The 20,396-nt window shown below is 29.4% G+C and carries 21 protein-coding genes; 15 read left to right on the top strand and 6 right to left on the bottom strand.

All coding sequences use genetic code 11. The features are described 5' to 3' along the window. Window positions 1-13: 13 nt before the first annotated feature. Window positions 14-778 (top strand): substrate-binding periplasmic protein, encoded by a 765-nt coding sequence (locus GCL60_RS04695; protein ID WP_153418727.1) that lies wholly within the window; start codon window positions 14-16, stop codon window positions 776-778. A 2-nt stretch (window positions 779-780) separates the two neighbouring features. Here the strand turns inward: GCL60_RS04695 and GCL60_RS04700 are convergent, their stop codons facing one another. Continuing rightward, window positions 781-1,188, bottom strand: coding sequence for an OsmC family protein (locus GCL60_RS04700; RefSeq protein ID WP_153418728.1), 408 nt, complete (start codon window positions 1,186-1,188; stop codon window positions 781-783). A 98-nt stretch (window positions 1,189-1,286) separates the two neighbouring features. Between GCL60_RS04700 and GCL60_RS04705 the strand changes: the two genes are divergently transcribed. The 3 genes from GCL60_RS04705 to pgtP all read left to right on the top strand — a co-directional run bounded on the left by GCL60_RS04705 (window position 1,287) and on the right by pgtP (window position 4,330). After that, window positions 1,287-1,772, top strand: coding sequence for a hypothetical protein (locus tag GCL60_RS04705; protein ID WP_153418729.1), 486 nt, complete (start codon window positions 1,287-1,289; stop codon window positions 1,770-1,772). A 43-nt stretch (window positions 1,773-1,815) separates the two neighbouring features. Beyond that, window positions 1,816-2,601: a GTP cyclohydrolase FolE2 gene (gene folE2 / locus GCL60_RS04710; protein WP_153418730.1), complete on the top strand. Its 786-nt coding sequence runs from the start codon at window positions 1,816-1,818 to the stop codon at window positions 2,599-2,601. Between the two features lie 382 nt (window positions 2,602-2,983). Beyond that, a complete protein-coding gene (gene pgtP, locus GCL60_RS04715) occupies window positions 2,984-4,330 on the top strand; it encodes a phosphoglycerate transporter protein PgtP (protein ID WP_153418731.1) in 1,347 nt (448 codons plus the stop codon). Window positions 4,331-4,334: 4 nt separating this feature from the next. Here pgtP and frr read toward each other — a convergent pair whose 3' ends face one another. Both frr and lpoB read right to left on the bottom strand, forming a co-directional pair. Further along, the gene (frr, locus tag GCL60_RS04720; protein WP_153418732.1) at window positions 4,335-4,895 is read right to left on the bottom strand and encodes a ribosome recycling factor; all 561 of its coding nucleotides are present in this window, start codon (window positions 4,893-4,895) and stop codon (window positions 4,335-4,337) included. 81 nt (window positions 4,896-4,976) lie between these two features. Beyond that, window positions 4,977-5,603 carry a penicillin-binding protein activator LpoB gene (gene lpoB, locus GCL60_RS04725; RefSeq protein WP_153418733.1) on the bottom strand — a complete coding sequence of 209 codons (627 nt, stop codon included), beginning with the start codon at window positions 5,601-5,603 and terminating at the stop codon, window positions 4,977-4,979. A 167-nt stretch (window positions 5,604-5,770) separates the two neighbouring features. On the opposite strand from lpoB, the gene nadB reads away from it, so the two are divergent. The 3 genes from nadB to ettA are packed head-to-tail and all read left to right on the top strand — an operon-like array spanning window position 5,771 to window position 10,192. Then, on the top strand, window positions 5,771-7,408 hold the full coding sequence (nadB, locus tag GCL60_RS04730; protein WP_153418734.1) for an L-aspartate oxidase: 1,638 nt from the start codon (window positions 5,771-5,773) through the stop codon (window positions 7,406-7,408). 32 nt (window positions 7,409-7,440) lie between these two features. Next, entirely contained in the window at window positions 7,441-8,529 is a 1,089-nt protein-coding gene (locus GCL60_RS04735) for a glycosyltransferase (protein ID WP_153418735.1), read from the top strand. Further along, a complete protein-coding gene (gene ettA / locus GCL60_RS04740) occupies window positions 8,522-10,192 on the top strand; it encodes an energy-dependent translational throttle protein EttA (protein WP_153418736.1) in 1,671 nt (556 codons plus the stop codon). Before GCL60_RS04735 ends, ettA begins: the two co-directional genes overlap by 8 nt. Before the next feature lie 53 nt (window positions 10,193-10,245). On the opposite strand, the gene GCL60_RS04745 is transcribed toward ettA, so the two are convergent. Further along, on the bottom strand, window positions 10,246-11,727 hold the full coding sequence (locus tag GCL60_RS04745; protein WP_153418737.1) for a hypothetical protein: 1,482 nt from the start codon (window positions 11,725-11,727) through the stop codon (window positions 10,246-10,248). A gap of 299 nt (window positions 11,728-12,026) precedes the next feature. Next, on the bottom strand, window positions 12,027-12,911 hold the full coding sequence (locus GCL60_RS04750) for a LysR family transcriptional regulator (RefSeq protein ID WP_153418738.1): 885 nt from the start codon (window positions 12,909-12,911) through the stop codon (window positions 12,027-12,029). 161 nt (window positions 12,912-13,072) lie between these two features. On the opposite strand from GCL60_RS04750, the gene GCL60_RS04755 reads away from it, so the two are divergent. The 3 genes from GCL60_RS04755 (at window position 13,073) to GCL60_RS04765 (ending at window position 16,042) form a co-directional block, all read left to right on the top strand. Next, window positions 13,073-13,675 (top strand): FMN-dependent NADH-azoreductase, encoded by a 603-nt coding sequence (locus tag GCL60_RS04755; RefSeq protein ID WP_153418739.1) that lies wholly within the window; start codon window positions 13,073-13,075, stop codon window positions 13,673-13,675. A gap of 139 nt (window positions 13,676-13,814) precedes the next feature. Then, complete coding sequence (locus tag GCL60_RS04760; RefSeq protein WP_161998083.1) at window positions 13,815-14,600, top strand: transporter substrate-binding domain-containing protein; 786 nt, start codon at window positions 13,815-13,817, stop codon at window positions 14,598-14,600. Between the two features lie 17 nt (window positions 14,601-14,617). Then, the gene (locus GCL60_RS04765) at window positions 14,618-16,042 is read left to right on the top strand and encodes a phospholipase C/P1 nuclease family protein (protein ID WP_153418742.1); all 1,425 of its coding nucleotides are present in this window, start codon (window positions 14,618-14,620) and stop codon (window positions 16,040-16,042) included. Window positions 16,043-16,054: 12 nt separating this feature from the next. Here the strand turns inward: GCL60_RS04765 and GCL60_RS04770 are convergent, their stop codons facing one another. Then, complete coding sequence (locus GCL60_RS04770) at window positions 16,055-16,522, bottom strand: YaiI/YqxD family protein (RefSeq protein ID WP_153418744.1); 468 nt, start codon at window positions 16,520-16,522, stop codon at window positions 16,055-16,057. A gap of 94 nt (window positions 16,523-16,616) precedes the next feature. On the opposite strand from GCL60_RS04770, the gene GCL60_RS04775 reads away from it, so the two are divergent. From GCL60_RS04775 to GCL60_RS04795, 5 genes are all read left to right on the top strand, one after another. After that, on the top strand, window positions 16,617-17,543 hold the full coding sequence (locus GCL60_RS04775; RefSeq protein ID WP_161998084.1) for a substrate-binding periplasmic protein: 927 nt from the start codon (window positions 16,617-16,619) through the stop codon (window positions 17,541-17,543). Between the two features lie 3 nt (window positions 17,544-17,546). After that, window positions 17,547-18,518, top strand: a complete 972-nt coding sequence (locus GCL60_RS04780; RefSeq protein WP_153418748.1) for a phosphate/phosphite/phosphonate ABC transporter substrate-binding protein — start codon at window positions 17,547-17,549, stop codon at window positions 18,516-18,518. 152 nt (window positions 18,519-18,670) lie between these two features. After that, complete coding sequence (locus GCL60_RS04785) at window positions 18,671-19,054, top strand: hypothetical protein (RefSeq protein ID WP_153418749.1); 384 nt, start codon at window positions 18,671-18,673, stop codon at window positions 19,052-19,054. A 32-nt stretch (window positions 19,055-19,086) separates the two neighbouring features. Further along, a complete protein-coding gene (locus GCL60_RS04790) occupies window positions 19,087-19,494 on the top strand; it encodes a hypothetical protein (RefSeq protein ID WP_153418751.1) in 408 nt (135 codons plus the stop codon). Window positions 19,495-19,645: 151 nt separating this feature from the next. Next, entirely contained in the window at window positions 19,646-20,257 is a 612-nt protein-coding gene (locus GCL60_RS04795) for a TetR/AcrR family transcriptional regulator (RefSeq protein ID WP_161998085.1), read from the top strand. Window positions 20,258-20,396: the final 139 nt, after the last annotated feature.

Consider the following 20,396-nt stretch of genomic DNA (forward strand, 5'->3'; position numbering starts at 1 on the left):
TTTTAAGTTTAATATGAAAGCTTCTCTTTTATACTTAATATTTATATTTCAATTATTTACCAATTTAAATTCTTATTCTCTTGAAACAATTCTTACAATGCATGTTAGAGATCGTTATCCTGAAATTGTAATTGAAAATAATAAAATTACCGGTCCTTTAATAGATATTATAAATGAAGCTGCAGAAAATATAGGAATAAAAATTGAATTTATTGAAGCCCCTTTTACAAGAACTCTAATAGATTTAGAAAATGGCAAAGTTGATTTATGCCCTCGTTTTTCAAAAACACCGGAACGTGAAGAATTTGCTTATTTTCTAGGGCCAATTTCAAGAGTGAATAAAATTGTTTATTTTATTGTGCCAAAAGGACAAGAAAAAATAATTAAAAGTTATGATGATCTTAAAAAATATCCTGTAGCCATTAAACGAGGTACTCATTATTTTGAAAAATTTAACAAAGACAATTCTATTCATAAATTAGAATACAAAGATGATGAAAATATGTCTTTGATGTTTATGAATAAAAGATTCAAAGTCATAGCAATAAGAGACTATTTATCCTTGATAAGATATTTTGAAAAAAATAATTTCAAAGATTATACAAAAGCCATATATAGGCATGAAGAAATTGATGAAATTTTTTATGGGATGTCAAGAAAATCTCCGCATTTAGACAAAAAAGAAGTGTTAAATAAAGTTTTAAATAAAGTTTTAAATAAAATGCGAATCGAAGGACGTATAAAAAAAATCTATGAAAAGTATGGTATTAAAGATTAACTCTACACTCTAATATAACTTTCTTGAATTTGTACTACATTTTGAATTGTTACTTTAACAGGGCAGGATTTTCCAGCGGCTACTAATTTTTTAAATTCTTCTTCGGTACAATTTGTTTTTAAAAAATATTGAACAATTATTTTTGAAACCCGTCTTGGTGCCGTATCCATTATTTTTTCTACTTCAAAATGAATATTTTCAAGAGGAATCGCACTTTTTGTGGCATACAAAGACATAATCGTAGTGCCGCAAGCCCCTAAAGAAGAAGCAAATAGATCTGTTGGAGAAAAACAACTTCCATCACCACCATTGTCTACAGGAGCCGTCGTTTTAATTAATGCTCCAGATGAATTATGCTTAATTTCTGTAGTTTGAGGTGCTACTAATTGTCCCGTAAATTTCACAGACATTCAATAAATCCTTCTAAAATGTTAAAGAAATCCTTGCAGCTATTCCTTGGAGGGAATAACACTAGTGAGTTGTTAGGTCAAGATGGAGGTTTTTGAGTATGTATGAGTCCGTATTATTTGTTCATTCCTGGTTGCGTTGGATTATTAGTATTTTTCTTATCCTCGTTTTATTTCGCTCCATTTCAGGTTGGCGCCAAAAGACTCCCTTTGCTAAAAAAGATAAAGTATTGGGTGGCATTTTAGTAGGATTTACTCATTTGCAACTTATTATAGGTCTTGTATTATATTTTGCATTAAGTCCCATAACACAATCAGCCCTTAATAATATGGGTTTTGCTATGAAAAATGCGAGTTTACGTTTTTGGGCGGTTGAGCATATATTTACTATGCTTGTATTTGTTGTTTTAGTTCAATTAGGAAGAACTTTGTCTAAAAAATCTAAAGACGATGTGAAAAAACACAAAACTGTAGCTTTATATACAGGCATCGCTGTATTGGTTTTAATAGCAGGAATGCCTTGGTCTTTTCGTAAAGAAATAGGACGTCCTTTATTTTTAGATTTTCAAACAAAGGCACAACAATAATAAATAAATTTATCGAATATTTAACTTTATTAGAAAGAGAAATATGCAAGATACGCAAGGTTTTCCAGATCAAAGAATGGTAAAAATAGCTAAAGTAGGTATTAAGGATGTCTGCCATCCCATATTTTTTTCAGACATAGGTCAGGATAATTTTGTTACCTTTCCTACCACTGCAACATTTTCTTTTTTTGTTGAACTTTCCTCAACAAAAAAAGGAACTCATATGAGCCGATTTCCGACAATTTTATATGAATTCGCACCAAATTTTAATTTAAAAAAATTTGAAGAAATGGCTCACGCCATTAATAATAAATTAGAAAGTCAAACTTCATTTATTGAAACTAAGTTTACATATTTTTATGAAAAATATGCTCCTGTTTCGAAAACGAAAGGTATAGCGGATCTACAAATTCAATTAAAAATAAAAGCAAACTCAATAAATAATACAACTGAAACTGTAATGAGCATTCAAATTCCTGTAAAAAGTTTATGCCCGTGCAGTAAGGCAATTTCTGAATATGGCGCTCATAGCCAAAGAAGTCATATGACAATCACTTTATGGAATCCTAAATTATCTATTCAAGAATGCGTTGCTATTGCTGAATCTTCTGCAAGCTCAGCAATATATCCTGTCTTAAAAAGAGTGGATGAAAAATACGTTACTGAAAAAGCTTACAATACTCCTAGATTTGTAGAAGACCTTGTTCGTGAAGCAGCTATTCAACTTAAAGAAAAATCTGGAATTTCAAAGTTTGAAGTAAGTGCAGAAAATTTTGAATCCATACATAATCATAATGCTTGGGCTTTTGTAACAAGTGATGATTTATAAATAAAATTTATTTTATTATCAAAAATTAATACATCAACACAATAAATCATTAGATATAATTTTAAACTTATTGCTAAACAACATAATTAAAAAAATATAGTTAATATTATAAAATACTTATTTACCACGAAATATTATATTTGTAAAATTTACAAATATCTATAAATTATAATATTTTTCCATAAGTTATAAACAATTTACATCATTTTTTATTCATCTATTTCAATAATACAAACGAATTTATGTAATTATTTTTGCCAATATTTTTATCTTATGCTATTTCAAAAAAGATTTTTTAATCACTTCTCTGATATTTGTTATAAAAACAAACTTTGTAGAATTAAAAGAATAATTTATATTAAATGCCAATAAAGGATTATATATGGCTATTTTTTCCAATATTATATCAAAATTAAAACAACCAGATTCTATTGAAGCAATAGAAGATCAAACAAAAATAAATATCGATTATAAATATTGGAGAATTCGAATTTTTTATTCAATGTATATAGGATATGCTGTTTATTATTTCACAAGAAAATCGTTTACATTTGTTATGCCTAATATTTCTTCAGAACTTCATTTAGATAAAGCAAGCCTTGGATGGATTGGAAGTTTATTAGCAATTAGTTATGGAATTAGTAAATTTATTAGTGGAATTATTTCAGACAACGCTAATGCTCGTTACTTTATGGCAATTGGTTTGATCATGACAGGAATCATAAATATTATTTTTGGTCTCTCTTCTGCATTTTGGGTTTTTGCACTTTGTTGGACATTAAATGGTTGGTTTCAAGGTTTTGGGTGGCCTCCATGCGCAAAATTTTTAAGCTATTGGTATTCTCAATCGGAACGCGGTAGATGGTGGGGTGTATGGAATACATCTCACAATTTAGGTGGAGCAATAATTCCTATTTTTATGGTGTTTTTTGCAAATTCATTAGGATGGCGTTATGCAATGCAAATTACAGGATTGAGCGCAATTATTGTTGGATTATGGCTTGCAAATAGACTTAGAGACACACCTGCAAGTTTAGGACTCCCAACAATTGAAAAGCATAGAAACGAAAACACAATTCAATATATAAATCAAAATGAAAATAATACTTCGCTTAAAGAAATATTTTTTAAATACATTTTTAAAAATAAATTTATTTGGATTTTAGCAATAGCTTATTTTTTTGTATATATTGTTCGAATTGTAATGAATGATTGGACAATGCCATATTTAATTGAAAAAAAAGGTTATTTAAATTCTACAAAAGCGGGCACAGTAATTGCTGCTTTTGAAGTTGGTGGTTTTTTTGGAAGTATTGTGGCAGGGTGGTTTTCAGACATTCTTTTTAAAGGCGGAAGAGGACCTGTTAATTTTTTATTTGCATTATTACTATCTGTATTTTTAGTTATTTTTTGGCAATATACCTCAGCAAATATTTGGATAGATTCTTTATTAGTAGGTTCCATTGGATTTTTTGTTTTTGGTCCACAAATGCTAATTGGTATTGCTGCAGTTGAATTATCTCACAAAAAAGCGGCCGCTACCTCCACCGGTTTTATTGGATGGATAGGTTATTTAGGTGCTTTTGTTGCAGGCGGTCCTGTTGGAATTATATTAGACAAATGGGGTTGGAATAGTTACTTTACTATATTAATATCTTGCTCAACAATTTCAATGTTATTTTTAAGTCTATTATTTAAAGCAAGATATTATAAGTATAAATCAGCTTAATAAATTAAACTGTTAAAACTTCTTTTTCTTTTATGGCACAAAGTTCATCAACTTTTTTAACATAAGAATCTGTAAGTTTTTGAACTTCTTCATTTGCACGTTTAACTTCATCTTCAGACCAACCAAATTCTTTTTGAGAAGCTTTTGCTTTCGTATTTCCTTCTTGTCTATGATGACGGACAGCAACTTTAGCTTCTTCACCAATTTTTTTTACTTGTTTTGCCATTTCTTTACGACGATCTTCTGAAAGCGCAGGAATTGGAATACGAATGACTTTACCATCATTATTTGGAGTTAAACCTAAACCCGAAGTTAAAATTGCTTTTTCTACGATTGGTAACATTCCTTTATCGAAAGGGTTTACCGTAATTAAACGTGCTTCAGGAGTAGCTAATGTTGCGACTTTGCTTAAAGGCATTAATGTGCCATAAGAATCAACTCTAACATCATCAAGTAAAGAAGTAGATGCTCTACCCGTTCTCACTTTTTGTAAGTCGGCTTGCAATGAGCTAATTGTTTTATCCATACCTTCTTTTACTTTATTAACAAGTTGTTTTTTATCCATATAAATATCCTTTATATATTATTGCTTAAAACAAAAAAGCAGTTAAAAACTGCTTTTTTAGTATTCGATCTATACTACAAATTACCAGCCAACGCTGCTTCTTTTAAAGTTTTTTCTTATTTTCTCAATTCCACTCCAAACAAGTTCTCCAGTAGAGATATTAACAAGCTTCATTTCAATTTGATATTGAACAGAGCTTTTACCACCTTGTTTTGAAACTATGCTTGAAATTGCACCAGATAAGAAAAAGTCAGCGCCATATTGATTTCCTGGACCTTTAACTTGACCTTTTTTCACAACACCAGATTGTTGATATTTATATTCATTTAAAATTTTCTTACGAGCATCACCATCTAGAAAACGAACTTTTCCATCATTTAAAATTTGACTTCTTAAATCTTCAAATAATGCTTTTGTATCAATGATTTCACTTGTTCTATTTTCCATGTCATCTACAAGAACAAAAGGACGATCCGTTCCTTTTTTTTGCATATCATCACGCCAATTTTGCACCCAAGGAGCAGCAGACATATCTTTAACCATTTTTTGAACAGTTAATGTTGCATCAGTAGGGTTCCATTTATCATCCAAAATTTGAGCTTGGTTTGCATCACCATAATCACCTTCAAATGAAGCACACCCTGTGAAAGCAAGGGAAACTGCTAACAAAAGAGGAGATATATACAATACTTTTTTTGTATTTAACATTTAAAACCCTTTCTTTATTATTTACAAAAGCAATATAGGCATTTTTAATCTTTACCTAAATCGAACGCTTCAAAGTATATGCTCTTTGATAGGACACTTGCAAGAGTTCCGCAACATGCATAATGTGCAATTCTGGTTTAGACTGATGCGTTCTGAGGATTTAAAATATGGCAAAAAAAACATCCATTCAAGTTGGTGAAAATATAAAATTTGATTTCCTTATTATTGGAAGTGGTGTCGCAGGCGCATCAGCCGCTTTAAAATTAAGTAAACTTGGAAAAGTGGGTCTTCTTTGTAAAGAAACATTATTTGAATGTAACACGCGCTGGGCTCAAGGAGGAATCGCTTCCGTATTAAGTGAAAATGATTCCTATGAATCACATACACAAGACACATTAATTGCGGGAAATGGACTTTGCCATGAAGCCACAGTTCGTAAAGTTGTTGCAGCTGGTCCGAAAGCAGTTCAAGAACTTATTGATATGGGAGTAGCCTTTACTCCTAGTGAATCTCAAAACCAATATGACTTTGAATATCATCTCACCCAAGAAGGTGCGCATAGCGCTCGTCGTATTATTCATGCTGCAGATATGACGGGAGCAGCATTACAAAAAACCCTTGTAGAAAAAGTAACAGAAAATCCCAATATCGTAATACTCGAATTTCATACCGCAATTGATCTAATTGTAACTGATAAAGTTTGCCCTGATTTTTCAAGAAATCGTGTTTTAGGTGCTTATGTTATAAACGAAAGAGACAATATTATTTCTGCTTTATTAGCGAAAGCAACAATACTTGCTACAGGTGGTCATGGAAAATTATATTTATATACTACAAATCCTGATGTAGCTGCAGGTGATGGTGTTGCCATGGCTTGGAGAGCAGGAGCAAGAGTTGCTAATTTAGAATTTATGCAATTTCATCCTACTTGTTTATATAGCCCTAGAGCAAAAAACTTTCTTATTTCTGAAGCAATGCGTGGTGAAGGGGCCATTTTAAAATCTAAAAATGGCAAAAGATTTATGGAAGATGCCCATCCATTAAAAGAACTTGCCCCCCGTGACATTGTAGCAAGAGCAATTGATGCCGAAATTAAAAAAACAGGTGAAGCTTATGTTTTACTAGATATTTCACACAAAGATCCTGACTTTATAAAAGCACATTTTCCAGGAATTTATTCAAAATGTTTAAGTCTTGGTATTGATATCACAAAAGATCCCATTCCCGTAGTTCCAGCAGCTCATTATAGCTGTGGCGGTATCGTAACAGACACAAGAGGCCGTACTGGTATTAAAGCTTTATGGGCTATTGGTGAAGTGGCTTGTACTGGTTTACATGGAGCCAATCGTCTTGCCTCAAATTCTCTTTTAGAAGGACTCGTTTTTGCTGATTTTGTCTATGAAGATATTAAAAATCTCTGGCCAGATTTACAAAATTATTCTATTCCAGAGGTACCTAAATGGCAAATAGGCAAAGCGGGCGAACCCGATGAAATGGTCGTTATCAGTCAACTTTGGGATGAAATTCGCCGCACTATGTGGAACTACGTAAGTATTGTGCGTACTGAAAAAAGACTTTCTCGCGCAGCAGCTCGGATTGATCAAATTTGCCAAGAGATAGAGACATATTACTGGAATATAATTCCAAGTAGATCTCTTGTTGAGGTTCGAAATCTGGCTGTCGTAGCGCAGTTAACCGTAAAATGCGCCAGAATGAGAAAAGAAAGCAGAGGGATTCATTATTCTCTAGATTATCCTTATACTGATGATATCAATTATAAAAAAGATACCGTCGTTATAAGTTAATATATATTTATCTTTCAATATTGGAGAATTCTATGCTTCTTTCGCTTATCATACCAACATATAATGAAAGCAAAAATATTCCAATTTTAATTGAACGAATAGCACAAACTTTATCAAATATATCTAAAGAAGTGATTATTGTAGATGATAACTCTCCAGATAAAACCTGGGAAATAGCTAGAACTTTAAGCAATGAATATCCTTGGCTAAGAGTCATTCGCCGAATGTCAGATAGAGGTTTGAGCTCAGCAGTACTTGCTGGGTTTGAAATATCAGAAGGCGATGTTTTAGCTGTTATGGACTCTGATCTTCAACATGATGAAAAGGCTCTTCTATCCTTTATCACTGCCTTTGAAAAAGGAGCCGATATTGTTGTTGGCTCTCGAAAAGTAGCAGGTGGCGGAATTGAAGATTGGAGCCCCTTCCGAAAATTTGTTTCTTGGTCAGCTACCTTACTCGCTAAAATTGCCCTCACAAAATCTGTAAGTGATCCTATGAGTGGTTTTTTTGGTATAAAACGAAAAATTTATGAGACATATAAGCATGAAATCAATCCTAGAGGTTTTAAAATTCTTTTAGAATTTTTAGCACGAGCTAAAAATACACAAATAGAAGAAGTTGGATATACTTTTAGAGGAAGAATTCACGGTGAAAGTAAACTTTCTAGTAAAGTTATTTTTGATTATATATTTGCATTATATGAATTAAGCATTGGTAAATATTTGCCAACCCAATTTATTAAATATGGTATTATTGGTTTCTCTGGACTAATTATTGCAACTGCAATCATTTTTATATGCCAACATTTTACGAATTTATCTAAATCATATTCAATTGCTCTTTCTATTGAAATAAGCATTATAACTAATTTTTATTTAAATAATTATTGGACTTTCAAAAACTTTAAATTAAAAGGGCTTTGGAAAATCATTCGAGGCCTTGCCACATTTCATGCAATTTGTTTAGGTGGTGCACTTATAAATCAAGCTATAGCACTTAAAATGTTAACTTATGGAATGGATGTTTATCTCTCCAATGCTTTTGGTTATTTTATTGCCGCAATTTGGAATTATATAATTAATGTTAATATCACCTGGAAAGGAAAACCAGAACATGGCTAACTATATTTATAATATGGTCAAACTTCGCAAAAATATTGCGGGTAAAGATATTTTGAAAGATATTTATTTATCCTTTTTTCACGGCGCTAAAATTGGTGTCATTGGATCGAATGGTGCTGGTAAATCAACTTTATTGAGAATTATGGCGGGTATAGATAAAGATTTTGCTGGTGAAGCATTTCCTCAAAAAGGAATAAAAGTTGGATATTTACCTCAAGAACCAAAACTAGATCCAAATAAAACTGTATTTGAAAATGTAGAAGAAGCTGTAAAAGATATAAAAGATCTTATCCGCAAATTTGATTCTTTAAATGAACGCCTTGGCGAACCACTTGAAGATGATGAAATGAATAAAATTCTTGAACAAACAGCCGTTTTACAAGACGAAATTGATGCAAAAAATGCTTGGGAAATTGATAGAACAATTGAAATTGCTATGGATGCCCTTCGCTGTCCCCCTGGCGATTCAAAAGTAACAAGTTTATCTGGTGGCGAATTAAGAAGAGTTGCATTATGTAAATTATTAATGGAAAAACCTGAATTACTCCTTCTTGACGAACCTACAAACCATCTTGATGCAGAAAGTGTTCAATGGTTAGAACGTTACCTTAAAGAATACCCAGGAACTCTTGTTACTATTACGCATGATAGATACTTTCTTGATAATGTAACAGAATGGGTTTTGGAACTTGACAAAGGAGAAGGAATTCCTTGGCAAGGGAATTATTCTTCTTGGCTAGGTCAAAAAACAACTCGACTTTCTGAAGAAGAAAAACAAGAATCCGCTCGTCAAAAAACATTAAAACGTGAACTTGAGTGGATGAGCATGTCCCCTAAAGCAAGACAAGCAAAAAGCAAATGGCGAATTTCTGCGTACAATGAACTTCTAAAAGAACAAAATGAAAAACAAGAAGGAATTCGAGAAATTGCTTTTCCACCAGCTCCAAGACTTGGAGATAATGTTGTAGACTCTGTTAATTTAACAAAATCTTTTGGTGATAAATTACTATTTGAAAATCTGAACTTTAAACTTCCTCCAGGAGGAATTGTTGGGATAATCGGCCCTAACGGAGCTGGTAAAACAACTCTCTTTAAAATGATTGCTGGACTTGAAAAACCAGATCAAGGTGAACTAAAAATTGGGGAAACCGTAAAAATTAGTTACGTTGATCAAAATAGAGAGTCTCTAGATAGCGATAAAACAGTATTTCAAGAGCTAAGCCAAGGAAAAGAAATGATCATGGTTGGTAACAAAGAAATTCCAGCCCGTTCTTATATTTCAAGCTTTGGATTCCGCGGAGCAGATCAGCAAAAAGCTGTAGGAAAGTTATCTGGCGGTGAACGCAATAGACTTAATTTAGCTAAAATGGTTATGAATGGTGGTAACTTGTTACTTCTTGATGAGCCTACAAATGATCTCGATGTTGATACTTTAAGAGCACTAGAAGATTCTCTTGTCTCTTTTCCAGGTTGTGCTGTTGTTATTAGCCATGATCGCTATTTCTTAGACCGCATTGCAACACATATTCTTGCCTTTGAAGGTAACAGTAATGTTGTTTGGTTTGAAGGTAACTATCAAGACTATATGGCAGATAAAAAACGCAGACTTGGCGAAGATGCCGTTAATCCAAAAAGAATCAAGTTCAAAAAACTAGTTCACTAATTTTTTGAACTTTTTTACAAAGAAATAATTTTTTTATTTCTTTGTCATTTTTATTATTTAAGAACGTAACTTGGCATAGAATCTTTAAAAAGAGATAATATACTCGAAAATTTTACTTCCCCATTTCCAATTTCAAACATTCCCTTTTCAGGATGCAAACCAATTTTAATATAATAATAATATTTTCCTTTATAGACATAGCCAGGAAGATATTGTCTATATTTTAGTTTTTTTGCCATGACTAAAAAATCATTAAAGCTCATTTTTCCACCGGAGTTATCTGGAAAAAAGCCATTCTCATTTTTTACCATATTATTCATAAAATCACTTACAGAATACCTTCCTTCATATGAACTTCGAATTGCTAATTTATTTAAAAAACTTCTAAATTTGTCTATTTTTCTAGCTCCAAAAAGATCAGAATATTTATAGTCTGAGATCCCCATATAGATTTTTTTATTTTGATAAATTTCCATTTTATTAATAAAAGAATAATCAAATCTTTGAGCAAAAAAATTCAAAATATCCGATTCACTACCTATTAAAATAAAAGGAGCACTAGAAACTAAAGGTTCATTATCAACAAAATTATAAGCTTTTTCTTTAAGACTAGGCTCATCAACTGTAATCAAAGAATTTTGTTTTTCAAAATGACTTTTGTATTTTATTTTACTTTTATCACTATGGCTTCCATAAGCTACTCCATGAATATCTCTCCAAATAAACACATCTTGGTATCCTTTAATACTTAAAAGAAAATCATCCATAATTTTTTTATAAATATCAAAAAAAGTAACTTTATTTTTACCAACTTCCTTTAAATCTTCTTTTAAGTATTCATTTGAAAACAAATAGGAGATAACTAAAATATATTTGGTATTTAATGAATTTTTAATTGAATTATTTTTCAATCCATTATAAAATTTAGCAACACCATTACCATCATCATATACCTGAATAAAGTTGAAAAAATTATTAAATTGACTTTTATAATCATCAAAAGAAAATTCGGCAGACACAGACTGTGACTGTGTTGTCGTTAATGATTCATTATAGGCTTGTGAAAACTCACTAGCGCTTGAAACACTAGCTGTAAAGATTTTACTGGTATTTTCTACAAGCTGATTCACAAAATCTTGAAAAGGAAACATCCCGTAAAATCTATCTTTAGGATTATATTTACCAAAACCAATATAAATACCGGGTAATTCTTTGATATCGTTTTTAATCAAAACATCTTTATTTTTGGCCAAATAATTCATAATTTCAAAACTTGTTCCAATGATTGCTATATCTCTTCTTGCAAGTTCTGTCGTGTTTTCACTAAATGGATGATAATATTCTTTTGTAGCTTCGTCGTAACTAGCCTTTGTTTTTTTAAATTCTCCATTATCTTGAATAACCGCACCAAACTTTCCTAATTTTACCTCAGAGACGGGAAGTCGAACAATTCTTACTTCCGAATAGACTGGAAAAATATAAAAACAAAAGAGAAAAAATGTTTTTATTTTTAAATACAAATATATTTTTTTCATAAAAATCCCTCATTAGATATTTATAAAATAATATTTCACATATATTCATTTTTAAAAGTCATTATATTGACACATAATTGTAAAATAAACTCATTTTAAAATGAATTTTTTTCTTTTTATTAATCATTCTTAATTATATTTTAAAAGAAAAGTAATTTAAAAATGAAAATAACAGGAAAATATCTTGGCTAATAGAAAAATATGATTTTGAAGTTCTTAATGAGAAAAATGGGTTCAAAAAAACATTTTCAGCATTTTTCTTTTAATTAATCACATTAAATTAACAAATATTATTTAATTTATGTTTTATTTATTCTATCTAAAGCTAATTCAATAAAGGATTTAACTTTAGGTGATGCGTATTTTTGAGCAGGAAATACAAATGAAAACGATCCTGTTGAATTAAATTTCCAATCTGGTAACACTTGAATTAAATTATCAAGATCATGTTTATTATTTAATACATGATTTGGTAATAATCCTATGCCATTATTTAACAAAATAAGTTCTTTAATTATTTGAAAATCATCTGACATAACTCTCGATTCATCTTTAAGTATAAAACTTTCTTTCCCTTTTATTAATTCAAAATTTCTTAGATTTAATGAATTATGCATAATTAATGAATGAGTTTTTAAATCTAATGGATGATTTATTTTATTATTATTTTTAATAAAATCATGAGATGCCCATAAAGAGAAATGAACGTCGAAAAATTTTTTTGTCCTTAATGTAGAATCACTTAATTGCCCAGCCCTAATAGCAAGATCAAAACCTTCACGTATTAAGTCTACTAATCTATTTGTTACGATAAGCTCAATAGTAACATCAGGGTATTTATTTAAATATTCACTTATAATACGAGCTAATATTGATGAAGAAATACCAACAGGAAAAGTTATTTTCAAAAGTCCTTTTGGTTTTTCCTGGCGTGAAAGAATTTCAGATTCACCTTGTTCAATAGATTTAATTGCATTCACACAATGATTATAAAATACCAAACCTGATTCCGTAATATTCAAATGACGAGTTGTTCTTTGTATTAGTGTGACACCAAGCCTTTTTTCAAGCCCTGCTATTTTGGAACTAACCGTAGTTTTAGGCATTTTCAAGAGCCTTGCAGCTCCAGAAAAGCTTTTCGTTTCAACCACTTTTGTAAATACAACAATAGCATCTAGTTCCATAAACTTGATTGTACAAAATATTGCACATAATGTCTATATTTTACTATCTAGTGTACAATCAAAAAACCGTCTATAAACGAATTTGAAACATCTTAATAATACAAGTTCTCTTGTAACTTATTAAAATACATTCATAAATAATTTAAAATTAGGATATCGCAATGACAAAAAAAATACTTATTATTCAATCAAGCCCAAGAGAAAACGATTCCATCACAAATAACCTTATCCAAAAAATAGAAGATAAAATTGTTAAAAAACACAAAAATGCTATTATTACATATAAAAATTTATCAAAAAATCCATTACCACATCCAACAAATGAAACAATAAGTGCTTATTTTACTCCAAAAGAAATGCTTACTGATGAATTAAATTCTGCAATTAATTTATCAAATAAATTAACAGACGAGTTATTAGATTCAAATATCGTTATTGTGGGCGCTCCTATGTGGAACTTTAGTATTCCTTCATCATTAAAAGCTTGGTTAGATCATATTGTACGCGTCGGAAAAACATTTTCAAAAGATGATAATGGATATTTTGGATTAGCTGAAAATAAAAAAGCAATTATTATTATTGCTAGTGGTGGAGTTTATTCTAATTCATCAATTGATTTTAATGAACCCTATTTAAGATTTATATTTAATTTTATTGGGATATCAGATATACAAATTATTAAAGCAGAAGGTTTAAGTTATCCTAATAAAAGAGAAAATGCATTAAAAAATGCAGATATAATGATTGATAATTTAATATTGTAAATATTTTAAAATAGCTTTACATAATTAATTGAGTTTTTAACTTGACAAAACCAATAACTATTCTTTAATATTTTATTCAAACAAAAAAAGGATGAATCCTTATAAAAGATACTAAAATTTAATGATATTTGGAGATCTAATGTCTATAAAAAATATAATTACACTTATTATAGCATTAACAAAAATAACATTTGCTTATTGCGAAGATTTCAAAATATCAATTCAATATCAAAATAGACCTCCCTTTTTTATTGAAAACCCAATAACTCACAAACTCACTGAAGGTATAGGATACGAAATCATTGATAAAATACTTAAAGAATCAAAAATAAATTTTGTTTATGAAAATAAACCATTAGTTAGATCTTTATTAGATATTAAAGAAAATAGATATCCAACCTGTTATCCATATGCCTATAAAAGCAAAGAAAGAGAAAAAAGCGCACTATTTAGCCTTCCATTTCAAAAAACTTCAAAATTAATTTTAGCTATTAGAAAGGATGACTTAAGATTTAAAAATTTAAATACGTTTAAAGATGTTATTTCAAAAAATGAATTATATCCAATTATTAAAATTGGATATAATCATGAAAAAGCTGTATCCGATCTTTTAGAAAAATACAAAAACTACTCTATATACAATATAGAAAAAGAAAAAAATAATAAAATTATTTCTACTTCCTCAGATCAAGAAGAAATGTTATTAAAGATAATTAAAAAAGAAGGTGATTATGCCTTTTTTACTTTAAATGAATTTGAATATTACCAAAATAAAAACAAAGATATTAAAATGTATTTAGAATACAAAGAAATAACTGACAGTAAAAATGAAGTAGTTAGGCATTTTATGTGTTCAAAAAAAGTTGGAATAGAAATTATAAATAAAATAAATCTCGCTATAAAAAAAGAAGTTAAATCTCTATAATTTTTAATGAGGTAAATATGAAAACTTTTTGTAATAAAAAAAATAGTATTATTATAGCATTATTTTGTTTTCTTTTTTTTCAAACTAAACAGAAAGCATATGGATGGAAAAACCATTCTTTAATAACAGAAATATCATTAAAAAATTCAAACATTATAAATGAAAAAAATTTAGTTCAAGCAGAAAGCATAGAAGATTTTTTGTCTAATACATCAAACTTAATTCCTGATGTTTTGTCAAATGTAGAAAATTGGACTATTTCAAGAACTCAAAAATACAATTTCACATACCCTAAAACACCTTCTGAATTAAAATTTAATGCCTCAAAAGAGGACCCTCAAATTTTACAAAAATTTCTATACGCCATAAGAATAAACCCAACGGTTAAACTAAATTTATTTTTACAATTATTACCAGGTGATTCATTAGGAAATTCAGACACATTATTAAGAAATAATGATGTCATTATTTCACCTATATTAAATGATGTAGGCGATTATAAATTTATTAAGGTTTCTAATGGTCAATATATAAATCCTCTACAAGTGATTGCAACAGCATCTGACGAACCTGATTATGGCCATGACATCAATTTATTTGCAGATAATATTAAAGATTTTAATGTAAATTTTGGATTTGGAAATCAACCGTTTGGTAATGCCAATTTTTCATTTAGCAGCCAAGCTCCCTTTCACATGGGTTTTTACCATGAATCTCCAATTGTTTATAAGCTGGCACCTTACATTAAACAAACCTATGCAGAACATAGAATAAAATTATATCAAGAATTATCAATCATGGCATTTAAGAGTGGACATCCTTATTGGGGGCTTCGGTTTTTAGGATGGAGTCTTCATTATATACAAGATTTAACTCAACCCTTTCATAATGCACCAATCCCAGGATATTCAACAACAGATCTCATTGGTTTAAACATATTAGATAAGTTAGAAGGTGCTTTTTGCAAAAAAAATAACAAAATGAATGATGCAATAAATATAATTACAAATAGGCATTTAATTCTTGAAAAATTAGTTTATGAAGAATTAGTTTATGCTAGAGTAAATAACCAATATCAGTCCTTCATAATTAATTTTTTACAAAATCAATCTCATGATAATAGTTATCCAATGGTTAATGAAAATGATGTTCGAGATGTTATTTCAAAAGAAGCTTCTTATTATACTAAACCTACTTATGGTAGTCTTATATTTTGGAGAGTAAATAAAGATACATCTGCAATTATTAGAAGATCTTTTCCTGAAAATTATACAAATGACCCAAAATATATTTTTAATGATTCTTTTCAAGCAATACAAATTTTAGAACAACAAACAGATAAAATAAAAGAAAAGATGTATGATAATGTTAATACACTTATGGCAAATGCAGGAAGTCATACCAGAAATACTGTACGTTCTATTTTTGAAAGAAGTAATTAATTAGAAAAATATTTAAATTTTCATTTTTTCTTTTCTTAAAAGTATTGTCAATTGTTTATCAAATGTAGATGCAAACTTTTGCTTATCTGCTGCGCTAAATTGAGGAGGACCTCCTTGAATTAAACCACCCTCTCTAAGAACTTGGGTGAAATTTCGAATAGACAAACGTTCTGTAATATTTCCTTCATTATAAAGCTCACCTCTAGGATTAATAGCTACTGCTCCTTTTTTTACAACAAGATCTGCTAAAGGAATATCTGCCGTTATTACGAGATCATATTCAATTAAATTTTGAACAATATAAGCATCTGCAACATCAAATCCTTTTGGAACTTGTACTGCTGAAATATATTGAGATTGTGGATATTTAATTGGCTGGTTCGCTACTAAACAAGTTTGAACTTTTACTCTTTCTGCAGCTTTAAAAATAATTTCTTTAATTGCACCCGGACAAGCGTCAGCATCTATCCATATCTTCATAAATTTCCTTTAAACATGCTATAATACCATAAGACAATAAAACCATAGGTAAAAATTTAAATAAACACTATGACTTTACATCTTGGAGCATCCCGTGACAACAACGAATAAAAACATTCTCTTTTTTATTATATTTTTCTTATTGAATTTGCAAAATAAAACATTTGCAGTCGAAACTAAAAAAATCATAGAGAAAGAGAACTTAATTAAAAATATAGATAAAATTAAAATAATTGCAGAGGAAACCCCAATTCGTTCTTTTTTTGAAGAACCTGGCAATGATAAAAAAAATGATAAAAAAGAGAATAAAGATCAAAAATCTCCTGAAAATGCCACTCCAACGATATCTACAACACAAAAAATAGTTGGTTCTGAAATTGATATTGTTTCAAGGATTTTTAATAAACTAAAAATTCCATTTGAAATTGAAATCGTACATTGGACAGAAATGTTGCCAAAAATGATTTCTGGAGAAGCTGACATGGCAATAGGAATAGAAAAAAATTCAAAATTTGATAAGTATGTAAACTTTACTAGAACCCCAACTTACACAAAAAATTATTCATTTTATGGACTTTCAAGTCAATTAAAAGATACCTTTGTCATGAGCTTTGAAGATGCCGTAGCTCACAACTACTCTGTTGGAATTTTAATTGGATTTTCATATCCAAAAGTATTTTGGGAAGCATATCCATTCGAAAATAAGCAATTAAATAGTCATTTATTTGAGGGCAAAAATATTAGAGATAATATTATTAAACTTAAAGAGAGAAAAATTGATCTTTTGATTGCAGATCGTGAAAGGACAAACATAATTCTTAAAAAAATAGGTGCTGATGAAACCATTTTCCAGTATAAAAATATACTGTATTGGAAAGAATTCTTTTTAGTATTTTCTAAAAAGTTAAAGAAAGAAAAATATGAAATGCTTAAAGCAAAAATTGATAGAGAACTATACAAAATGACAGAAAGTGAAGAAATTAATGAAATTAATGAGTCATGGATTAAAAAGGGAACTTAGTTCATGTTTTACCAGCCTAAAATAAAATTAAATATTTATATAATTGCTTTAATTACATTATTATTAAATGGTTGTGTTAAATTTTGGTTAGGTACCCCAGAGTTGGGTTCTAAAGCACTTCCCATTGAATTTTATTTAGATAATTCAAACTCATTAATTAATGAGGAAGCAGCTTCAGCAAGCCTCCAGTCCTGTATCGAAGATAAAACAGGATATCGAATACATTTTAATTTTGTCCCCGATGAAAAAGCCGTTATTTCAGCACTTGCGAGAGGTAATGCTCAATTCGGCGTCATGTCATCTATGGGTTACATTAGTGCATCAACTAGAACTTCATTAAAGAGTGTTTTAATTTTTTCAAAAAAAGGGATAGCAACAACACGATCTGTGATACTTGGCAAATCATCAATCTGGAAAACTTATTTTCAAAAAGCAGGTTTAGCTTTAAATCAATTTACATTTCATCATGATGCTCTTTTACCTTACTTTAATAACTCAACAGTGGCATTTATTGATCCAGAAAATATAATTGGATTTTATTTACCAAGAATGTATTTTTTACAAAGAAACATTTTCCCAAATGCAGCCATTTTTGTTGGAAGTTACAACTCCATTTTAGATTCTTTAAATGAAAATTTAGCAACAATTGGTGTCGTCTCAGAAAACTTTATTGACACAAAATTTCCGAATTCAACACCAATAAAGTTAGGAAGCCAATTTAGTGATTATATTGTTTTAGGAATTTCTCAAAATTTACCTGGTAATGTAATCACAGCAAACCAAGGAATTCCAAATTTTGTAACCCAAGCAATTATGAAAGGGTTTGATCTTTGCTCTCAATCAAAGGCTTCCGATTTTAGAAAAATATTTGATGCGGATGGCGTTTTAAAATCAAATGAAAAGCAATTTATTTTTACAAAAGAACTCTATAATTTCCAACAAGAAAACACTAGAATTCTGACGCAAAGAAATTAATAACAATTTAACTTTATTAAATATAATTATAATTTTTATAAAATTCTAATGTCAAAACCCTGTTACCCTAAAAAAACGTTCCCCCAGCCAATCTGTATTTACTGGTAAATATAAAAAAGAATATTTATTCCTTTCAAATTAAGGAAAATTTTATGGCATTTACAATTTCTCCAAATGATATTCTGTGGAACCGAAATGGAGACCCCGTTCGGATCGCAGATCGAAACAATAAAAATGGAAAAATAATATTAGACCCAGACTTTGCTCATGTACAAGAAACTGCAAAATTTGGAATTAAAAATGCTTTAGAACCCGCTCAAAAAGAAGCGTATCATTTAGAACTTTCAAATGTCGAAAATTCAGATGATAGACATCAAGAAATTAGGGATTTATACAATAAAATAACTCAGCTTAAAAATGAGAATACAGATCCACGAGTTTTAAAATACTTAGAAAATGAGCTTCAATTTAGAATTGTTAGAGAGAAATTTACTCCCGAAAATTTTGCTGTTGATGCTCTTACACTTGGTATTTAAGTTTTCTTTTCTTTCATAAGGAGTTTGTTAATATGGTTTTTATTCCACCACCATCGAAATCAGCTTTTATTCAAATTGGAGATTATGTCCCTAAAGTTGGGATTTATACAAACCCTGGAGTTGTTGCTGAAAAAAAAGAAGATGGCACAATTATTATTGATACGGATAAAGAAAAAATCAAACAGTTCCATAGACATTCAATAACAACAGGCTTAACTCCAAAAGAAAAAGATATGTTTAACGATATTATGGATGATATTATGTCTATGGGTGAAAACTCAGAGAGAATTATAGAACTTCAAAAAAGAATTGATGTATTAAGATCAAATCCTGCAAATAAAAAAGTAACAGACTCTCTAAAAAATGAACAAGCTCAATTAATACGTTGGTCAAAAGATCTTCCTAAAGTATACAACACTGCTCCCGAAAAACTAAGATAGTCTTACTATAACATCCTATTTTTTTAGATCTATTTTAAAATAAAGATTGACTTTTAACCAACAATTAAGATATCTAATCAATATTAGAGTTAGTGAATGAATACTCATTTACTAACATAACCTTTATTCTATGCTCTTAGAAACGATTAATGTGATAAATTCAAATGCGCAAAAAAGACAAAGAAAATCAAAAGAAAATAGATTAAATGAATTTATAGATTGCGCAAAAAAAATATTCATTGCTAAGGGATATAATGCAACAACGATACGAGATATTGCGCGAGAAGCTGGCTGTTCTGACGGGTTAATGTTTCGTTACTTTAAATCTAAAGCTGATCTTTTTATTGCTATTATTAATGAAGGTAAAATTAGAAATGAAGTAACAATTGAAGAATGTTTTTCGTTTCGACTATCAAAAGAAGATCAAATTTATAAAATCATGGAAGTTTATATAAATAAGTTTAAAGATTACGAACAACTTATTCGTATGATGTTTTCGCGTGCCTTAAATGACCCAAGTTTTGAAGAAACAAAAACCTTGTTTAAAGATACTACATTTTTAAAAAAACAAATTGAGCATTTTAAAGAAAGGCAAAAAATAAACGATATTTCGAATAATTCTGATTGCGAAGCTCTTGCATTACTAATTTATTCAGTCACTTTTTCGATAGGATTTAATAGGCAATCATTACTAGGTTATTCAAAAGAAGAATGCCTAAATTTAGCCAAAAGATATTCTAAAATCATTTCTCATGGAATTTAATTTTTTTTAATTAAATATTTTTATAGAAAAATAATCATTTAATTATAATTTTTTATTACTAAACTTTGCTTAGTATTTTAATTAGTTATAGAAAAAAAATTTGACAGTATTCTTAGATTAAGATAGCTTAAAGTAAACA

The sequence above is a fragment of the Silvanigrella paludirubra genome, assembly GCF_009208775.1.
GTDB classification, from domain to species: domain Bacteria; phylum Bdellovibrionota_B; class Oligoflexia; order Silvanigrellales; family Silvanigrellaceae; genus Silvanigrella; species Silvanigrella paludirubra.